14 protein-coding genes, 2 tRNA genes and 3 rRNA genes are annotated in these 18349 nt (G+C 55.7%); 11 read left to right on the top strand and 8 right to left on the bottom strand.

Going from position 1 to position 18349, the window contains the following annotated elements; all coding sequences use genetic code 11:
* Positions 1-31: 31 nt before the first annotated feature.
* The 4 genes from ABH909_RS23220 to ABH909_RS23205 all read left to right on the top strand — a co-directional run bounded on the left by ABH909_RS23220 (position 32) and on the right by ABH909_RS23205 (position 4252).
* The gene (locus ABH909_RS23220; RefSeq protein WP_429440074.1) at positions 32-301 is read left to right on the top strand and encodes a hypothetical protein; all 270 of its coding nucleotides are present in this window, start codon (positions 32-34) and stop codon (positions 299-301) included.
* 101 nt (positions 302-402) lie between these two features.
* On the top strand, positions 403-1017 hold the full coding sequence (locus ABH909_RS23215; protein WP_429437572.1) for a LysE family translocator: 615 nt from the start codon (positions 403-405) through the stop codon (positions 1015-1017).
* Between the two features lie 204 nt (positions 1018-1221).
* Positions 1222-2388, top strand: a complete 1167-nt coding sequence (locus tag ABH909_RS23210) for a cysteine desulfurase family protein (RefSeq protein WP_429437569.1) — start codon at positions 1222-1224, stop codon at positions 2386-2388.
* Positions 2389-2443: 55 nt separating this feature from the next.
* Positions 2444-4252, top strand: a complete 1809-nt coding sequence (locus ABH909_RS23205; RefSeq protein ID WP_429437567.1) for an aminopeptidase P family protein — start codon at positions 2444-2446, stop codon at positions 4250-4252.
* A 59-nt stretch (positions 4253-4311) separates the two neighbouring features.
* Here ABH909_RS23205 and ABH909_RS23200 read toward each other — a convergent pair whose 3' ends face one another.
* The 4 genes from ABH909_RS23200 to rhtA form a co-directional block, all read right to left on the bottom strand.
* Complete coding sequence (locus ABH909_RS23200; protein WP_429437564.1) at positions 4312-4908, bottom strand: 2-hydroxychromene-2-carboxylate isomerase; 597 nt, start codon at positions 4906-4908, stop codon at positions 4312-4314.
* A 35-nt stretch (positions 4909-4943) separates the two neighbouring features.
* Positions 4944-5684: an SDR family oxidoreductase gene (locus ABH909_RS23195; RefSeq protein ID WP_429437562.1), complete on the bottom strand. Its 741-nt coding sequence runs from the start codon at positions 5682-5684 to the stop codon at positions 4944-4946.
* Positions 5685-5783: 99 nt separating this feature from the next.
* Positions 5784-6065, bottom strand: a complete 282-nt coding sequence (locus ABH909_RS23190) for a hypothetical protein (RefSeq protein ID WP_429437559.1) — start codon at positions 6063-6065, stop codon at positions 5784-5786.
* A 169-nt stretch (positions 6066-6234) separates the two neighbouring features.
* A complete protein-coding gene (rhtA, locus tag ABH909_RS23185; RefSeq protein ID WP_429437556.1) occupies positions 6235-7122 on the bottom strand; it encodes a threonine/homoserine exporter RhtA in 888 nt (295 codons plus the stop codon).
* Positions 7123-7803: 681 nt separating this feature from the next.
* Here rhtA and ABH909_RS23180 point away from each other — a divergent pair.
* The 6 genes from ABH909_RS23180 (at position 7804) to ABH909_RS23155 (ending at position 13741) form a co-directional block, all read left to right on the top strand.
* Positions 7804-9340, top strand: a 16S ribosomal RNA gene (locus ABH909_RS23180).
* Positions 9341-9422: 82 nt separating this feature from the next.
* Positions 9423-9499 (top strand) — tRNA-Ile (locus tag ABH909_RS23175).
* A gap of 30 nt (positions 9500-9529) precedes the next feature.
* A tRNA-Ala gene (locus ABH909_RS23170) sits at positions 9530-9605 on the top strand.
* Positions 9606-9854: 249 nt separating this feature from the next.
* A 23S ribosomal RNA gene (locus ABH909_RS23165) occupies positions 9855-12746 on the top strand.
* 154 nt (positions 12747-12900) lie between these two features.
* Positions 12901-13016, top strand: a 5S ribosomal RNA gene (gene rrf / locus ABH909_RS23160).
* Together the 16S, 23S and 5S rRNA genes with 2 tRNA genes alongside form the textbook arrangement of a ribosomal RNA operon.
* 455 nt (positions 13017-13471) lie before the next feature.
* Positions 13472-13741 (top strand): DUF1652 domain-containing protein, encoded by a 270-nt coding sequence (locus tag ABH909_RS23155; protein ID WP_429437553.1) that lies wholly within the window; start codon positions 13472-13474, stop codon positions 13739-13741.
* Positions 13742-13955: 214 nt separating this feature from the next.
* On the opposite strand, the gene ABH909_RS23150 is transcribed toward ABH909_RS23155, so the two are convergent.
* The 3 genes from ABH909_RS23150 to ABH909_RS23140 form a co-directional block, all read right to left on the bottom strand.
* Complete coding sequence (locus tag ABH909_RS23150) at positions 13956-14357, bottom strand: lysozyme inhibitor LprI family protein (RefSeq protein WP_429437550.1); 402 nt, start codon at positions 14355-14357, stop codon at positions 13956-13958.
* A gap of 100 nt (positions 14358-14457) precedes the next feature.
* Complete coding sequence (locus ABH909_RS23145) at positions 14458-14856, bottom strand: GFA family protein (RefSeq protein WP_429437547.1); 399 nt, start codon at positions 14854-14856, stop codon at positions 14458-14460.
* Positions 14853-15797 (bottom strand): ADP-ribosylglycohydrolase family protein, encoded by a 945-nt coding sequence (locus ABH909_RS23140; RefSeq protein ID WP_429437544.1) that lies wholly within the window; start codon positions 15795-15797, stop codon positions 14853-14855. The genes ABH909_RS23145 and ABH909_RS23140 overlap by 4 nt, the downstream gene beginning before the upstream one ends.
* 198 nt (positions 15798-15995) lie before the next feature.
* On the opposite strand from ABH909_RS23140, the gene ABH909_RS23135 reads away from it, so the two are divergent.
* Positions 15996-16484 (top strand): SRPBCC family protein, encoded by a 489-nt coding sequence (locus tag ABH909_RS23135; RefSeq protein ID WP_429437542.1) that lies wholly within the window; start codon positions 15996-15998, stop codon positions 16482-16484.
* 522 nt (positions 16485-17006) lie between these two features.
* Here the strand turns inward: ABH909_RS23135 and ABH909_RS23130 are convergent.
* The gene (locus ABH909_RS23130) at positions 17007-18332 is read right to left on the bottom strand and encodes a PLP-dependent aminotransferase family protein (RefSeq protein ID WP_429437540.1); all 1326 of its coding nucleotides are present in this window, start codon (positions 18330-18332) and stop codon (positions 17007-17009) included.
* Positions 18333-18349 lie beyond the last annotated feature (17 nt).

Genomic DNA, 18349 nt, shown 5'->3' with positions numbered 1-18349 from the left:
TGCCCCAAACACAGATCTGCGGACGCCCGAAATGAAATCTATGCTCGCCACTTTCTTGCTGCTCGCCATCTCAGTTCTTGCCGGATGTGCCAGCCATGTTTCACCGGAATTGCGGCCCTACACCGCTGAAGAAACCCGGGAGCTGGCGCTGGAGGCTTTGAATCGTCGTGGCTTGTCTTTCGAGGAGTACCACACGAAGAAAGCCGAACTGCTCGGCCAGCCGGCAAAATCGTTCAGTTTCGACAAACAAGGCGAGATGAACGCCGAACGCGCAGTACAGCTGCACGGCCGCCAAAGCTGAGCGACAACTGTACTGCTCGAACTTTCACGCAACTGTCCATGGGTTTCCCTCAAGGCGTGCGATAGGGTCAATACCTGACTGACCCCGATGGACTGCCACCCATGACACTCTCGCTCGACCTGCTGCTGGGCTTTGCCCTGTTTGCCCTTGTCACCTCGATCACCCCCGGTCCGAACAACACCATGTTGCTGGCTTCGGGCGTGAATTTCGGCTTTCAGCGCACCATTCCCCACATGCTGGGCATCACGTGTGGCTTCTTCGTCCTGGTAGTCGCTGTCGGTTTCGGCCTGGGCACGGTGTTTCAAACCTATCCAATGCTTTACACCCTGTTGCGCTATGTCGGCGCGGCGTATTTGCTGTACCTGGCGTGGAAGATTGCTCATTCCGGGCCCGTAGCCGAGGGTGAACAGGGCGAGGGCAGGCCGATCAGTTATTTGGGCGCGGCAGCGTTTCAATGGGTCAACCCCAAGGCCTGGATCATGGCCATCGGTGCCATCAGCACCTACACGCCGATGCAGGGCTATTTCACCAATGTGATTGTGATTGCCGCGGTCTTCGCTTTGATCAACCTGCCAAGTGTCAGTGTGTGGGCCGGTTGCGGCACGCTGTTGCGCAATGTGCTGCGCGATCGCCGCTGGTTGCGGCTGTTCAACTGGGGCATGGCCTTATTGTTGGTGGCTTCGATGTATCCGTTATTGCTCGAAAGTTTTAGCTGACGCATTGCTTCATCCGGTGGCCCGATGCCTGTTAAGCTCGACTTCAGGAGCGTTCCTACGCACTTTTAAATGAAGTTGTTCTTCTTTAATGGCCTGCGATCAGGTATTGCTGTCGTTCTGAAAATTCGGCGTCGCTCATGAGGCGGCTCTTTGACATTTCCAGTGACGAGCTTCCTGATCCGGAACACGCTCTGCGAGTCTTTTATGAATAAACGTCCGTTGTATTTCGACTACGCCGCCACCACGCCAGTGGATGAGCGGGTCATCAAGGTCATGGTCGAGTGTCTGGGTTTCACCGGTAACTTCGGCAATCCAGCGTCCAGTTCCCACGCCTTCGGCCAACAGGCCCGGCAATCGGTCGAGCAAGCACGGCGCCAGGTCGCCGAATTGGTGGGCGCCCAGGCAGAACAGATCGTCTGGACCTCCGGTGCCACCGAATCCAATAACCTTGCCCTCAAGGGCGTGGCCCAGGCCCGCGGTGTGTCCGGCGGCCACATCATCACCAGCCAGATCGAACACAAAGCGATTCTCGACACTGCAAAACAGTTGCAGGACGCAGGCATTGCGGTGACGTATCTGGTGCCCGATGCCGATGGCCTGATTACCCCGCAAGCGGTTAGCGAAGCGATGCGTGAGGACACCTTTCTGGTGTCATTGATGCTGGTCAATAACGAACTGGGCACTATCAACGACATCCCGGCCATCGGCCAGGTGGTGCATGACCGCGATGCGTTGTTCCACGTCGATGCGGCCCAAGGCGCAGGTAAAGTGGCGATCGATCTGGCCCGGTGGCCGGTGGATTTGATGTCGTTCTCGGCGCACAAGGTCTACGGTCCCAAAGGCATCGGCGCGCTGTATGTCGGTCCTCGTGCGCAGCAGCGTCTGCAGGCGCAGATCCACGGCGGTGGGCACGAGGGCGGGTTGCGTTCAGGCACGCTGGCGACACACCAGATTGCCGCAATGGGTTCAGCCTTCGCGTTGGCGGCCACCTCATTCGATGAAGAAAAAGCCACCATCGCGCGTCTGCGTGAACGCTTGCTCGAGCCGCTGCTGAGCATTCCCGGCGTCCGTCTGAATGGCAGCCCGACCCAGCGCATTCCCCATACCCTGAGCCTGACTTTCAACGAAGGCGAATTCAGCTCTGCGGCGTTGAGCGCCTCGATCGCGTTTTCCGCGACCTCGGCCTGTAATTCCGCCAGCAATGCGCCGTCCCATGTATTGCTGGCTCTGGGGCATGACGCACGCTCGGCCAGTCGCACCATTCGCTTGAGCCTGGGACGTTTCACCACCGAGCAGGATATCGACCAGGCGGTACACCTGATTAAAGCGGCTTGCGCCAGTGCTCCGGCATTCTGGGCGACAGGTCAGTAAGCGCCGACTCCGATCGGTACCGAATAATAATGATGAGTGGTTAGCAGGAGACACGATGAGTACACAGCCTTTGACCAATGGATTGGTACCCCAGCGCCTGGCGCAAACCCGCGAGCTGATGAGGCGGGAGGGTATTCATGCGCTGCTGGTGCCGTCAGCCGATCCGCACCTGTCGGAATACCTGCCGGGCTATTGGCAGGGACGGCAGTGGCTGTCGGGTTTTCATGGCTCAGTGGGGACGCTGATCGTCACGCCGGATTTTGCCGGTGTCTGGGCCGACAGCCGCTATTGGGAACAAGCGGGCAAGGAGCTCAAGGGCAGCGGCATCGAGCTGGTCAAGCTGCAACCGGGTCAACCCGGCCCGCTCGATTGGCTGGCCGAGCAAACCCCTGAAGGCGGTGTCGTTGCAGTCGATGGCGCGGTAATGGCCTTGGCCTCCGCACGTACTTTGAGCGGCAAACTTGAAGAACGCGACGCACGTCTGCGCACTGACATCGATCTGCTGAGTGAAGTCTGGAGTGACCGTCCGAGCCTGCCGAACGAGCCGATCTATCAACACTTGCCGCCTCAGGCGACGGTCAGCCGTGGCGAAAAACTCGCCAAACTGCGTGAGGTGCTGAAAGAGCGCGGTGCCGACTGGCACTTCATCGCCACCCTTGATGACATCGCCTGGCTGTTCAACCTGCGCGGCGGCGATGTGTCGTTCAATCCGGTGTTCGTGTCCTTCGCCCTGATCAGCCAGCAGCAGGCCACCTTGTTTGTCGCCCTGAGCAAAGTGAGCGACGAACTGCGCGCCATTCTTGAACAGGACGGCGTGACCCTGCGCGATTACAGCGAAGTCACCGCCGCCTTGCGCGCCGTGCCGAGTGGCGAGAGCCTGCAAATTGATCCGGCGCGGGTCACGGCGGGTCTTTTGGATAACCTGAACAGCGGCGTGAAACTGCTCGAAGGCCTGAACCCGACCACTCTGGCCAAGTCACAGAAAAGCCTGGCCGATGCCGAACACATTCGTCGGGCGATGGAGCAGGATGGCGCGGCGCTGTGCGAATTCTTCGCCTGGCTGGAAGCGGCTTGGGGGCGTGAACGCATCACCGAACTGACCATCGATGAACACCTCACCGCGGCGCGTACCCGGCGTCCGGATTATGTCTCGCTGAGCTTCAACACCATTGCCGCGTTTAACGCCAACGGAGCAATGCCGCACTACCACGCCACCGAAGAAGAACATGCGGTGATCGAGGGTGACGGCCTGTTGCTGATCGACTCCGGCGGCCAATATCTGGGCGGTACCACCGACATCACCCGAATGGTGCCGGTGGGTACGCCGACTGACGAGCAGAAGCGCGATTGCACCCGCGTGCTCAAAGGCGTGATTGCGCTCTCCCGTGCACAGTTCCCACGAGGCATTCTGTCGCCGTTGCTGGACGCCATTGCCCGCGCACCGATCTGGGCCGAAAGTGTCGACTACGGCCACGGCACCGGTCATGGCGTCGGCTACTTCCTCAATGTTCACGAAGGCCCGCAAGTCATCGCCTATCAGGCCGCGGCGGCACCGCAAACCGCGATGCAGCCGGGCATGATCACCTCCATCGAGCCAGGCACTTACCGTCCGGGCCGTTGGGGCGTGCGGATCGAGAACCTGGTATTGAATCGTGAAGCAGGCAAGAGCGAGTTCGGGGAGTTCCTGAAATTCGAAACCCTGACCCTGTGCCCGATCGACACCCGTTGCCTGGAACCATCGCTGCTGACTGAAGACGAAAAGCAGTGGTTCAATGGTTATCACGCCGAGGTGCGTGAACGCTTGAGCCCATTGCTCGATGGCGCGGCCCTTGAGTGGTTGAACAGCCGAACCGCAGCTATTTGAGCGGTTTGAGTCCAGGCGCTGTTTTCCAGCGCCTGGCTCAGGTCATAGGCCGGCGCTGGTTATTGGGCACGCAGGGCTTCAAGGACGAAGTCCAGACGATCCTGGCCGAAGAACAGCTGATCACCGACAAACATGCTCGGTGCACCGAATACACCACGTTGCACCGCTTCCTCGGTGTTTTCCTTGAGAGCGGCTTTGACGGTTTCATCGGCGGTCATTGCCAGCACCTCCTTCGGATCGAAACCGTTTTGCGTCAGCACGACGGCAACAGTTACTGGATCATCGAGGCTGCATCCCTCAACCCAAAGGGCGTGAAACAGACAATCGATAAACGCCTGAAAGCGTTCGGGATGGCGTAGTTGCATACCTGTGACAGCACGCATCAGCATCAAGGTATTGATCGGGAAGTTCGGGTTGAACTTCAGCGGTACGCCATAACGTTTGGCATAGCGCTCCAGATCCTGAAACATGTAGCGACCCTTGGCCGGTACGGTGATGGGGGAAGCATTGCCAGTAGCTTTGAAGACGCCACCCAGCAGCATCGGCCTGTAGATCAGATGACTATCGGTCTGTTTGCAGATCTTCGGCAGCTGGGTATAGGCCAGGTAAGTGGCTGGGCTGCCGAGGTCGAAAAAGAACTCCACGGTTTTGCTCATGGTTGATGCGCTCTTCTTATTATTGGAAGGGGAGGCTACCAGCGTTCATTCCAGGGGCGTAGATCCAGCTCGAAAGTCCAGGCGTCCCGTGGCTGGCTGTGCAGGTACCAATAGTTGTCGGCGATATGCTCAGGATTGAGAATGCCGTCCTCATCCTTGGTCGCGTATTTTTCCGGGAAATTGTTGCGGATAAAGTCGGTATCGATTGCGCCATCCACTACGACGTGGGCGACATGGATGTTCATCGGCCCCAGTTCGCGGGCCATGCTTTGCGCCAAGGCGCGAATCCCGTGCTTGGCACCGGCGAAGGCGGCGAAACCCGCGGCGCCGCGCAAGCCAGCAGTGGCGCCGGTGAACAGGATCGTGCCCCGTTGGCGGGTGACCATGCGCTTGGCCACTTCACGGGCGTTGAGAAACCCTGAGAAACAGGCCATTTCCCAAATCTTGAAATACTTGCGGGCGGTTTCCTCGAGGATGCTGCACGGCACATTGGCGCCGATATTGAAGACGAACGCTTCGATGGGGCCGAGCTCGGTTTCGATCTGCTCGATGAGCGCCATCACGTCTTCTTCATTGCGCGCATCACAGGCAAAACCGTGCGCCTGGCCACCACTGGCGGTGATGGACTCTACCAATGGCTGGAGTTTGTCTGCGCTGCGACGTGTGACGCAGGCGATATACCCTTCACGGGCAAAACGTTTGGCAATGGCGCCGCCGGTGGCATCGCCCGCGCCGACGACCAATACGATCTTCTTGTTATGAATAGCGGTGGTCATGGATATCGCCCTTTGCTGAACGGTCATTGACTGACAAACGTTAGCAGCATCGCAGCGAAACGCCTATCGGACTACGCAAGCCTGATAGGAAGGGAAAGATTACTTGCAGATGACGATCATGCTGCGGCTGGTATAGCCGGCGGGGTTGAGGCCGAAGGGATAGTCACCGGGCTCTTCCACCGCATCCCCTGACTTGGCGATGACCTTATAACCCTTGGGCGCGCACGAATTGGCGGCGCTGGCGTAGCACTTGTCCCACGAGGAGGAGAGTCCTGAACAGTTGATATGCAGTCCTTTCTTGCCGTGTTTCGTCTGGGGTTTCGAGGTCGCTGCGCAGCCCGCAATTGCAAGTACGGCGATCAGTATCAAAATTCGTTTCATTGCTGTCCTTAATAGCGGCCCCGGATCTGTGCCTGGGTCTGCCTGCCTTCGCTTTTGCTTGAAGCGTTCTGATATCCCTATCTGAAAAAATCCATGTCTGACACTGAGTTACGTGGCCTAAACATGGCCTAATTGAGCGGCAAATACCAGACCTTCGTCAAATCTCGTTTCAATCCGCTGCGACCGCGGGCTTGGCGGTGCTGCCCATGGTCATGGTCGCGCCGATGGAAGCCAGAATGATGCACAGGATAGCCATCCACTGTGACAGGGAAAGGTATTCCTGAAGAAACAACAGGCCGGACAGCGCACCGATCGCGGGTTCAATGCTCATCAACGTACCGAAGGTCCGGGCTGGTATCCGTGTGAGGGCGACCATCTCAAGGGTGTAAGGCAGGGCGGTGGACAGAATGGCGACTCCGATGGCCACGGGAATCAATGAGGGTGTCAGTAACGCAGCGCCAGCGTGAACAATACCGATGGGGGCGACGAACAGGGCGGCAATCATCACGCCCAAAGCAGCGGTCTGCACCCCATTGTCAGCACCAGCCTTCTGGCCGAACAGAATGTACAGCGCCCAGCAGACGCCAGCACCGAGGGCATAACTTGCGCCGACCAGATCGATGCCCGCGCTCGTGGCGCCTATCGGAATCAATAACAGTAAACCCAGGGCTGCCAGAGCAATCCATAGAAAGTCGATCGCTCGACGTGAGGCGTAAATAGCGACCGCCAAGGGGCCGGTGAACTCCAGGGCTACGGCGATACCCAAGGGGACAGTGCGCAAGGACATATAGAAGAGGAAATTCATGCCGCCCAACGCCATCCCGTAGACGATAACGGTGCGCAAGGATTTCGCAGTGAGCTTCGCTCGCCATGGGCGCAATATCAGCAGCATGATCACACTGGCAAAGATCAGTCGCAGGGTGGTCGTTCCTTGAGCACCGATAACCGGGAACATGCTTTTGGCCAGGGAGGCTCCGGACTGGATTGATGCCATGGCTATCAAGAGCAGGCCAACCGAGAACAGGGTCGAGGCAAGACTGCGGGGGTGGTCATTCATTGCGTGGCATCGTCCGAAGTAGCAAGCGAGAGTATTGTTGTATGTGTTGGGCAATATACTGCGCATTCGTTGCGAGCGCGTCTATATATAAGCAGGGTTTTTGAACATCCTGATAGAAAAACAAAATCAGGGCTTGACGGCAGATTCTGGACGTCTATAATTCGCCCCACTTCCGGCGCAGTCGAAACGGAAAACTCCTTGGTAAACAATGAGTTATGCGGTTTTCGGCAGCGGTTACGCTTCAGTTCATCGAAGCCAGAAGGAGTTGAAAGAGCGGTGTTGTTTGGCTCTTTTGACGGTTCGATCTTCTCGGTCGAAAGCGGAGAAAAAGAGGTGTTGACAGCAGCGAGTAACGCTGTAGAATTCGCCTCCCGCTAACGAGAGATCGGAAGCGCAAGTGGTTGAAGTTGTTGAAGATTCCCAAGCGAAACTTTGAAAACTTCTGAAAATAACCGCTTGACAGTAACAGAGGCTGCTGTAGAATGCGCGCCTCGGTTGAGACGAAAGGTCTTAACCAACCGCTCTTTAACAACTGAATCAAGCAATTCGTGTGGGTGCTTGTGGAGTCAGACTGATAGTCAACAAGATTATCAGCATCACAAGTTACTCCGCGAGAAATCAAAGATGTAACCAACGATTGCTGAGCCAAGTTTAGGGTTTCTTAAAAACCCAAAGATGTTTGAACTGAAGAGTTTGATCATGGCTCAGATTGAACGCTGGCGGCAGGCCTAACACATGCAAGTCGAGCGGTAGAGAGGTGCTTGCACCTCTTGAGAGCGGCGGACGGGTGAGTAATGCCTAGGAATCTGCCTGGTAGTGGGGGATAACGCTCGGAAACGGACGCTAATACCGCATACGTCCTACGGGAGAAAGCAGGGGACCTTCGGGCCTTGCGCTATCAGATGAGCCTAGGTCGGATTAGCTAGTTGGTGAGGTAATGGCTCACCAAGGCGACGATCCGTAACTGGTCTGAGAGGATGATCAGTCACACTGGAACTGAGACACGGTCCAGACTCCTACGGGAGGCAGCAGTGGGGAATATTGGACAATGGGCGAAAGCCTGATCCAGCCATGCCGCGTGTGTGAAGAAGGTCTTCGGATTGTAAAGCACTTTAAGTTGGGAGGAAGGGCAGTTACCTAATACGTAATTGTTTTGACGTTACCGACAGAATAAGCACCGGCTAACTCTGTGCCAGCAGCCGCGGTAATACAGAGGGTGCAAGCGTTAATCGGAATTACTGGGCGTAAAGCGCGCGTAGGTGGTTCGTTAAGTTGGATGTGAAAGCCCCGGGCTCAACCTGGGAACTGCATTCAAAACTGACGAGCTAGAGTATGGTAGAGGGTGGTGGAATTTCCTGTGTAGCGGTGAAATGCGTAGATATAGGAAGGAACACCAGTGGCGAAGGCGACCACCTGGACTGATACTGACACTGAGGTGCGAAAGCGTGGGGAGCAAACAGGATTAGATACCCTGGTAGTCCACGCCGTAAACGATGTCAACTAGCCGTTGGGAGCCTTGAGCTCTTAGTGGCGCAGCTAACGCATTAAGTTGACCGCCTGGGGAGTACGGCCGCAAGGTTAAAACTCAAATGAATTGACGGGGGCCCGCACAAGCGGTGGAGCATGTGGTTTAATTCGAAGCAACGCGAAGAACCTTACCAGGCCTTGACATCCAATGAACTTTCCAGAGATGGATGGGTGCCTTCGGGAACATTGAGACAGGTGCTGCATGGCTGTCGTCAGCTCGTGTCGTGAGATGTTGGGTTAAGTCCCGTAACGAGCGCAACCCTTGTCCTTAGTTACCAGCACGTCATGGTGGGCACTCTAAGGAGACTGCCGGTGACAAACCGGAGGAAGGTGGGGATGACGTCAAGTCATCATGGCCCTTACGGCCTGGGCTACACACGTGCTACAATGGTCGGTACAGAGGGTTGCCAAGCCGCGAGGTGGAGCTAATCCCAGAAAACCGATCGTAGTCCGGATCGCAGTCTGCAACTCGACTGCGTGAAGTCGGAATCGCTAGTAATCGCGAATCAGAATGTCGCGGTGAATACGTTCCCGGGCCTTGTACACACCGCCCGTCACACCATGGGAGTGGGTTGCACCAGAAGTAGCTAGTCTAACCTTCGGGAGGACGGTTACCACGGTGTGATTCATGACTGGGGTGAAGTCGTAACAAGGTAGCCGTAGGGGAACCTGCGGCTGGATCACCTCCTTAATCGACGACATCAGCTGCTCCATAAGTTCCCACACGAATTGCTTGATTCATTGAAGAAGACGATAAGAAGCAGCCCGAAATTGGGTCTGTAGCTCAGTTGGTTAGAGCGCACCCCTGATAAGGGTGAGGTCGGCAGTTCGAATCTGCCCAGACCCACCAATTTTGTGTGGGAAACGCCTGTAGAAATACGGGGCCATAGCTCAGCTGGGAGAGCGCCTGCCTTGCACGCAGGAGGTCAACGGTTCGATCCCGTTTGGCTCCACCACTACTGCTTCTGTTTGTTGAAAGCTTAGAAATGAGCATTCCATCCTGGTGATGGTGAATGTTGATTTCTAGTCTTTGGCTAGATCGTTCTTTAAAAATTTGGGTATGTGATAGAAAGATAGACTGAACACTACTTTCACTGGTAGTGGATCAGGCTAAGGTAAAATTTGTGAGTTGCTCTTTATGAGCAAGCATCGAATTTTCGGCGAATGTCGTCTTCACAGTATAACCAGATTGCTTGGGGTTATATGGTCAAGTGAAGAAGCGCATACGGTGGATGCCTTGGCAGTCAGAGGCGATGAAAGACGTGGTAGCCTGCGAAAAGCTTCGGGGAGTCGGCAAACAGACTTTGATCCGGAGATGTCTGAATGGGGGAACCCACCTAACATAAGTTAGGTATCTTAAGCTGAATACATAGGCTTAAGAAGCGAACCAGGGGAACTGAAACATCTAAGTACCCTGAGGAAAAGAAATCAACCGAGATTCCCTTAGTAGTGGCGAGCGAACGGGGACTAGCCCTTAAGTGGCTTTGAGATTAGCGGAACGCTCTGGAAAGTGCGGCCATAGTGGGTGATAGCCCTGTACGCGAAAATCTCTTGGCCATGAAATCGAGTAGGACGGAGCACGAGAAACTTTGTCTGAATATGGGGGGACCATCCTCCAAGGCTAAATACTACTGACTGACCGATAGTGAACTAGTACCGTGAGGGAAAGGCGAAAAGAACCCCGGAGAGGGGAGTGAAATAGATCCTGAAACCGTATGCGTACAAGCAGTGGGAGCCCACTTTGTTGGGTGACTGCGTACCTTTTGTATAATGGGTCAGCGACTTATTTTCAGTGGCGAGCTTAACCGAATAGGGGAGGCGTAGCGAAAGCGAGTCTTAATAGGGCGTCTAGTCGCTGGGAATAGACCCGAAACCGGGCGATCTATCCATGGGCAGGTTGAAGGTTGGGTAACACTAACTGGAGGACCGAACCGACTACCGTTGAAAAGTTAGCGGATGACCTGTGGATCGGAGTGAAAGGCTAATCAAGCTCGGAGATAGCTGGTTCTCCTCGAAAGCTATTTAGGTAGCGCCTCATGTATCACTGTAGGGGGTAGAGCACTGTTTCGGCTAGGGGGTCATCCCGACTTACCAAACCGATGCAAACTCCGAATACCTACAAGTGCCGAGCATGGGAGACACACGGCGGGTGCTAACGTCCGTCGTGAAAAGGGAAACAACCCAGACCGTCAGCTAAGGTCCCAAAGTTATGGTTAAGTGGGAAACGATGTGGGAAGGCTTAGACAGCTAGGAGGTTGGCTTAGAAGCAGCCACCCTTTAAAGAAAGCGTAATAGCTCACTAGTCGAGTCGGCCTGCGCGGAAGATGTAACGGGGCTCAAACCATACACCGAAGCTACGGGTATCACTTAGGTGATGCGGTAGAGGAGCGTTCTGTAAGCCTGTGAAGGTGAGTTGAGAAGCTTGCTGGAGGTATCAGAAGTGCGAATGCTGACATGAGTAACGACAATGGGTGTGAAAAACACCCACGCCGAAAGACCAAGGTTTCCTGCGCAACGTTAATCGACGCAGGGTTAGTCGGTCCCTAAGGCGAGGCTGAAAAGCGTAGTCGATGGAAAACAGGTTAATATTCCTGTACTTCTGGTTATTGCGATGGAGGGACGGAGAAGGCTAGGCCAGCTTGGCGTTGGTTGTCCAAGTTTAAGGTGGTAGGCTGGAATCTTAGGTAAATCCGGGATTCCAAGGCCGAGAGCTGATGACGAGTGTTCTTTTAGAACACGAAGTGGTTGATGCCATGCTTCCAAGAAAAGCTTCTAAGCTTCAGGTAACCAGGAACCGTACCCCAAACCGACACAGGTGGTTGGGTAGAGAATACCAAGGCGCTTGAGAGAACTCGGGTGAAGGAACTAGGCAAAATGGCACCGTAACTTCGGGAGAAGGTGCGCCGGTGAGGGTGAAGCATTTACTGCGTAAGCCCACGCCGGTCGAAGATACCAGGCCGCTGCGACTGTTTATTAAAAACACAGCACTCTGCAAACACGAAAGTGGACGTATAGGGTGTGACGCCTGCCCGGTGCCGGAAGGTTAATTGATGGGGTTAGCTAACGCGAAGCTCTTGATCGAAGCCCCGGTAAACGGCGGCCGTAACTATAACGGTCCTAAGGTAGCGAAATTCCTTGTCGGGTAAGTTCCGACCTGCACGAATGGCGTAACGATGGCGGCGCTGTCTCCACCCGAGACTCAGTGAAATTGAAATCGCTGTGAAGATGCAGTGTATCCGCGGCTAGACGGAAAGACCCCGTGAACCTTTACTATAGCTTTGCACTGGACTTTGAATTTGCTTGTGTAGGATAGGTGGGAGGCTTTGAAGCGTGGACGCCAGTTCGCGTGGAGCCAACCTTGAAATACCACCCTGGCAACTTTGAGGTTCTAACTCAGGTCCGTTATCCGGATCGAGGACAGTGTATGGTGGGTAGTTTGACTGGGGCGGTCTCCTCCTAAAGAGTAACGGAGGAGTACGAAGGTGCGCTCAGACCGGTCGGAAATCGGTCGTAGAGTATAAAGGCAAAAGCGCGCTTGACTGCGAGACAGACACGTCGAGCAGGTACGAAAGTAGGTCTTAGTGATCCGGTGGTTCTGTATGGAAGGGCCATCGCTCAACGGATAAAAGGTACTCCGGGGATAACAGGCTGATACCGCCCAAGAGTTCATATCGACGGCGGTGTTTGGCACCTCGATGTCGGCTCATCACATCCTGGGGCTGAAGCCGGTCCCAAGGGTATGGCTGTTCGCCATTTAAAGTGGTACGCGAGCTGGGTTTAGAACGTCGTGAGACAGTTCGGTCCCTATCTGCCGTGGACGTTTGAGATTTGAGAGGGGCTGCTCCTAGTACGAGAGGACCGGAGTGGACGAACCTCTGGTGTTCCGGTTGTCACGCCAGTGGCATTGCCGGGTAGCTATGTTCGGAATAGATAACCGCTGAAAGCATCTAAGCGGGAAACTAGCCTCAAGATGAGATCTCACTGGGACCTTGAGTCCCCTGAAGGGCCGTCGAAGACTACGACGTTGATAGGTTGGGTGTGTAAGCGCTGTGAGGCGTTGAGCTAACCAATACTAATTGCCCGTGAGGCTTGACCATATAACACCCAAGCAATTTGCTGACCTGAAGAGGCACCAGATTGCGGTGTGTGAAGACGCAAGAACCGAAAGTTCGATACTCACAAAACACCAGGCTATCACCTACCCAATTTGCTGAAGCGCGGCCACCAGGCCACGATTCGGTACCCGAATTTCTTGACGACCATAGAGCATTGGAACCACCTGATCCCATCCCGAACTCAGCAGTGAAACGATGCATCGCCGATGGTAGTGTGGGGTTTCCCCATGTGAGAGTAGGTCATCGTCAAGATCAAATTCCGAAACCCCTATCTGCGTACGCAGGTAGGGGTTTTGTTTTGTCCGCAGGAAAGTACCGTGGTGGCTGCATCGAGCTGCATCGAGTTGCATCGAGTTGCATTGTTCATAGTTTCGGTAGAACGGGCGCTAAGTAACCACGCCGTTTTTTGGGTTGGTCTGTCATCTCGGTCATGATCGAAAACGGCGAGGCCGACGGTCGCGTCGCCGGTCCCGTGGGTATGGCAGATCATGAGTGCCTTGCTGCTCGATCAGGATGGTCATTTGAAGCCGCAATAAGCCGTGCCGGGCAAAGCTCCGGGAGATCCTCACGTCCAAGGATCACTAACAAGACGATAAGCAACCTGTTACGGTCTTGAGACACCCATTATTGAGGATTAGAATTTTCCGGATAATGGGTGAATGAGGGAGCATTTGCCCGGCCATACACCTGGCGTGAAGGAGGTAGCAATGTTCCTTTCAACCCTGGAAATTCAAAACATCATTGAACATAGTTTTTTGCCGGCTGTGTGCACTTGCAGCATGGAAGCGGACCAGTCCCTGACAATTAGGGTCTGCGATTGCATGACCGGGAAAGTGGATTTGGTGGCCACCCATGTTCCGGTATGGACACTGGATAGCCCCCACGCGATCGCGTCACTGGTGGCTGATATGCGGCAAGAAATCGAGACTCATAAAATCGAGGCTCGTAAAGGCTTCCACGCACCGTTTCACCGTTGAGTCTGCGTCACGCCGCACCACGTGGGCGGGTGCGGCGTGTCTCCCGAAGCCGAGAAGGAAGACTCGGCCACCGCCGAACACTCTATAGCCTGAAGCAGATCGGTAACATTAAGTTGTCGGGTGGATTTTTGAATAACACACAATTCATGTACCACCGAAGGCCCCTGCAGGAGCGAGGCTTGCCCGCGAAGAGGCCCTTAAGAACACCGCAGCATCAAGCCCCTGGCACCGGACAACTCAAATCCCCTTCCTGACACTTCAAGTAGGTCTTGAACGACTCGACCCGCGTCTTGGTCAGCTCAGTGTTGCAGTTACTGTAGATCAGCGGATATACACTGCCCCCTGCCACTCCGGACGCCGAGAACTTGCACTCGGCATCGCGAAACGCAATCCATGAGCGCTGTGCACCGATCAACAGCTTTTTCGCGTCGGGGTCGTCCTTCAAGCGTGTGGTGATTTGCTGGTAAAGCGCATTCAGCTCCTTGTCGGCGGCCTTGTTCCGCTGCGCCGCGCATTGATTCAACGTCGACTGGTCAGTGGCGTTGTCGCAGTCGATGGCATACGCAAAGGGGGTAAACAGCAGCGGCGTAAACGCAAGGAGAAAACGTGAGGGCATGAGAGGCTCGCTGTGATGATGGAAGGTTGGGGCAGTGTAGCGGGGCGCCGCCAGTCAACAAATCAGCAGCCTGATGCTGCACTTGTGGCGTGTCCGGAAACTATGTCTGCCATTCAGGACATTTCTTATTCGATTCATATTCAAGCCAGGGCACGTCATGGGATGTCCAGATGTGAGCCTGAGGTATCATTTTCGGATCATCATCGAGTGTCGCCACGCGAACGATTACATGGGGTTGGGCCAAGCGCTCTGCCATCAGATGCGATCCGCAGATCGGACAGAAATGCCGAAGCTTGCCCGGCGACGACTCATAGGTGCTTAGCCGGTCCTGTCCTTTTATCCAGCGAAAATGCTCACGCATGACCCCGGCCGTCGAGGCGAATGCCGCTGCGTGTGCCTTGCGACAGGTTTGGCAGTGGCAATGAGTGATGGGCATGTCGAGGCTATCAAGTTCGTACTCGATGGCTTTGCACAAGCAGCTGCCATGCAAGTTATTCATGGGGGCTTTCCTGGTTGCGTGGCTGAGATGGCGGCAGCGGTGGCTGCTCGAAGCAGGGCGTCAGCCGTGGCCTCGATGTCTTCGCGCTGATGCAATTTCGCCAGCCACCCGTCAGGGATGGCCTGAACACCGTAGTGAGCCCCGGCCAACTGGCCGACGATGGCGGCGGTGGTATCGGCGTCATCGCCCAGGTTTGCGGCTTCGAGAATGGCGGCTTCAAAACTGTCAGTCTGGTGAAAGCACCACAAGGCCGCTTCCAGTGATGCAACGCAGTAACCAGTACCGCAAATATCATCTTTGGATTTTCCGAGGTAATCGCCTCGGGCGATGCTTGCGACCTTTGGTTCCACGAACATTGTCTCCGGCAGGCTCTGCAAATCCTGCTTGGGCGCGCCTTTCAATGCCTTGCGGATCAGCTCAGCAAGTAACTGACAGCATTCAAGTGCCTCTGGCGCCGCATGGGTAGTGCGCGAGCTGTCTGCGGAAAATCTCCTGATCCGGTCGGGGTCAGGAAAGTAGTACAGCACTATTGGCGCTAACCGCATCAGCGAACCGTTGCCGGCTGTATAGGGATCGGTGGAACCTGCGAATGGCTGACCGTTTTTCAGATAACGAGTCAGCGCTTCACGGACGGTCATGCCGATGTCGAAGCATTCGCCGGTCGAACTCAGGTAACCCCATTGCCACCAGTTGAGATAACGGCCCATTTGGTCGGCCGCATCAAAACCTTTTTTGTTCAGCAGGCTTTCTGCCAGGCAAAGTGCCATGGAAGTGTCATCGGTCCATTGCCCTGGCTTCAGATTGAACGGGCCGCCCCCAACCATATCGGTCAGAGGGATAAACGAGCCGCGTGGCTGGAACTCGGCACGGGTGCCAACGGCATCCCCACACGCAAGCCCCAGCAGGGTTGCGCGGTAACGTTCCGTGAGTGAAGGCTGCATGAATCTTCCTTGTAAGGGGGCACGTCTCTGCAAACATTAGCAGTTTCAGCCCGCTGACTTCCCCCTTCAAACCAGAACTTATGGCCAAAACTGAGGCCGAATATTTCAGGCTCGCTCGATTGCGACGCGCGTTTGATACAACTTTCAGGTTGGTCTTATGGTCTTTACAGGCCTACTGTTCACTACAGGAGGTGACTTATGAACCCAGCATCAGATCGCATCGAAAGGAAGATCCTGCTCAAGGCGCCGCGCTCGCAGGTATGGCGCGTGCTGGCCAATGCCGAAGTCTTCGGTCAATGGTTCGGCGTGGCGCTCGAAGGCAAGCGCTTTGTCGCCGGAGAGTGGACTCAGGGGCAGATCACTTATCCTGGTTATGAGCACTTGTTGTGGAATGTGCTGGTGGAGCGTGTCGAGCCGGAGCGGGTGTTTTCGTTTCGCTGGCACCCGTATGCAGTCGATCCCGAAACCGACTATTCCCAAGAACCCACTACGCTGGTGAAATTCGAACTCCAGGATATGGACGAAGGCACATTGTTGACGGTCGTCGAGTCCGGTTTCGATCACATCCCTCAGTCGCGCCGGCTAAAGGCGTTCCGCATGGACAGCCGGGGTTGGGATGAGCAGATGAGTAATATCGAACAATTTCTGGAAACGAATGCCAAGACTCATGAGCGTCAGGGAGGTTAATGGCTGCAAGCCATGAGACTCGTGGCTTTAACGCATGATGGCCGAGACATCTTAGGGGGTTTGGAGGCGCGGCTATAGCGAATGTCTTACACGCGGTAGTAGCTATGTCGTCTATTGCGGATTGGATCCGAAGGGTAATCTAGCTCCATCAACTGAAGCACAGGAAGTGCTCCAGGGTCACGGATGATCGACCATAGCAAGGATCGCTGCCGACAGGGAGTCGATATGGTCTTGGGAAAAACCCGCTTCGGCGGGTTTTTTTTCGTCTTTAGAAAACTGAAACCCGATCTCCTGTAGTGCAGGTTTCAGGTGTTGAATGGTCAATGGCTTACACGCAGCCAGTGGTATGTCGTCTTTTTAAGCTTCACCGATACGTCTAATCTGGATCCATCAACTGAAGCACAGGACGTGCTCAGGATCACGGATGATCGACCATACGCCAGGATGGCTGCCGACAGGATGTCGCAATGGTCTTGAGAAACCCGCTTCGGCGGGTTTTTTTATGGGCGTCAGAAAAGTCTGTCAGATGTCCACGACTTCACGCAGTGTCTCCAAGGCGCGCTCCAACACGTCGAGGCTGATCGATCCCATGGCCACCCGCAGTGCAGGAGGCACATGAGTGGTCGTGGCAAAGGGTTCGGCGCTGGTCACCTGCACGCCTTTACGTTCCAACTCGGCAACAACCGTTTCCGCCCGTAATCCTTCGGGCAATTTGAGCCAAAGGTAGTAGGAACCGGGATGCGCCACCAGCTCGCAATTTTTCAGTATTTGCCGAGCCAGGTCCTGTCGTTGCCGGGCGTCCCGGCGCTTTTGCTCTTCGAGATTGTCGACTTCGCCGCTATCGATCCAGTGGCAGGCCAGTGCGACAGTCAGCGACGGGGTGCTCCATGTCGACACGCGGATGGCTTGTTCCAGCACCGGCATCATCGCTTTCGGTGCAACGATAAAACCAATGCGCAGGCCCGAGGCAACGCTTTTCGACAGGCCGCTGATATACAGTGTGCGCTGCGGGGCCAAGGTAAACAGCGGTTTGGGCGCGGGTTCTGCGAGGAAGGCATAGGCGCCGTCTTCGATGATCAGAAAGTCGTAGCGTTCGGCCAATTGCACCAGGCGTTCACGGTCGGCGATGGACATCACCGTCCCCAACGGATTGTGCATCGTCGGCATGCTGTAGAGCACCCGCACGGGGCGCCGTTTGCACAGCGCTTCCAGGGCGTCAAGATCGGTGTGCCCGGCGATTTGCGGCAGGGCTTCGAGGTCCAGCCGATGGGCCTGAGCCAGAGTTTTAAGGCCAGGGTAGGTGAGGGCGTCGAGGGCCAGAATATCTCCCGGTTTGAGCAGTGCCATCAGCGTCACGGCAAGACCTTGCTGGGCGCCGTTGACGATCAGCACCTGATCGCCCCCCACCCGAATGTCCCGATTGCGTAAATGCCGGGCCGCCGTCTGCCGTTCATGTGCCCGCCCGCCCTGAGGCGCGGAATGCAATAGCGCATCGATATCGCCGGAGGCGGCAATCACTCGCAAACCCTCGCGCAATAACTCGTCCTGACCGGGTACCGACGGGTAATTGAAGGTCAGGTCCACCATGCCGACGCCCAGTGGTTGCTGTTCCAGCCCCAGTCCGCGTGGCAAGGATGTGTCGCGCACAAAGGTGCCACGGCCGGTTTCGCCGACCACCAGGCCGATCGCCTCCAACTCGTGATAGACCCGCAATGCAGTGGCCAGGGCAATCCGCTCGCTCTGCATCAACGCACGAATGGTCGGCAACTGTGTGGCGGGTGGCAGTTCACCGCTGCGAATCTTCCCGGCGAACTGATCCACCAGGCGTTTGTAGCGAATACGGGTCATGGGTGAGAGCTCTTTGT

The sequence above is a fragment of the Pseudomonas sp. BS3782 TE3695 genome (genome assembly GCF_050435305.1).
GTDB lineage: Bacteria > Pseudomonadota > Gammaproteobacteria > Pseudomonadales > Pseudomonadaceae > Aquipseudomonas.
The sequence above is the reverse complement of the archived record's forward strand: the minus strand, read 5'-3'. Positions and strand labels throughout refer to the sequence as shown.

Excerpts from the sequence above, each read along its gene's own strand:
- rhtA (WP_429437556.1), bottom strand. The coding sequence starts at position 7,122 with ATGAATGACCACCCCCGCAGTCTTGCCTCGACCCTGTTCTCGGTTGGC.
- ABH909_RS23210 (WP_429437569.1), top strand. The coding sequence starts at position 1,222 with ATGAATAAACGTCCGTTGTATTTCGACTACGCCGCCACCACGCCAGTG.
- ABH909_RS23190 (WP_429437559.1), bottom strand. The coding sequence starts at position 6,065 with ATGAAACGAATTTTGATACTGATCGCCGTACTTGCAATTGCGGGCTGC.
- ABH909_RS23215 (WP_429437572.1), top strand. The coding sequence starts at position 403 with ATGACACTCTCGCTCGACCTGCTGCTGGGCTTTGCCCTGTTTGCCCTT.
- ABH909_RS23205 (WP_429437567.1), top strand. The coding sequence starts at position 2,444 with ATGAGTACACAGCCTTTGACCAATGGATTGGTACCCCAGCGCCTGGCG.
- ABH909_RS23155 (WP_429437553.1), top strand. The coding sequence starts at position 13,472 with ATGTTCCTTTCAACCCTGGAAATTCAAAACATCATTGAACATAGTTTT.
- ABH909_RS23130 (WP_429437540.1), bottom strand. The coding sequence starts at position 18,332 with ATGACCCGTATTCGCTACAAACGCCTGGTGGATCAGTTCGCCGGGAAG.
- ABH909_RS23200 (WP_429437564.1), bottom strand. The coding sequence starts at position 4,908 with ATGAGCAAAACCGTGGAGTTCTTTTTCGACCTCGGCAGCCCAGCCACT.
- ABH909_RS23195 (WP_429437562.1), bottom strand. The coding sequence starts at position 5,684 with ATGACCACCGCTATTCATAACAAGAAGATCGTATTGGTCGTCGGCGCG.
- ABH909_RS23220 (WP_429440074.1), top strand. The coding sequence starts at position 32 with ATGAAATCTATGCTCGCCACTTTCTTGCTGCTCGCCATCTCAGTTCTT.
- ABH909_RS23150 (WP_429437550.1), bottom strand. The coding sequence starts at position 14,357 with ATGCCCTCACGTTTTCTCCTTGCGTTTACGCCGCTGCTGTTTACCCCC.
- ABH909_RS23135 (WP_429437542.1), top strand. The coding sequence starts at position 15,996 with ATGAACCCAGCATCAGATCGCATCGAAAGGAAGATCCTGCTCAAGGCG.
- ABH909_RS23140 (WP_429437544.1), bottom strand. The coding sequence starts at position 15,797 with ATGCAGCCTTCACTCACGGAACGTTACCGCGCAACCCTGCTGGGGCTT.
- ABH909_RS23145 (WP_429437547.1), bottom strand. The coding sequence starts at position 14,856 with ATGAATAACTTGCATGGCAGCTGCTTGTGCAAAGCCATCGAGTACGAA.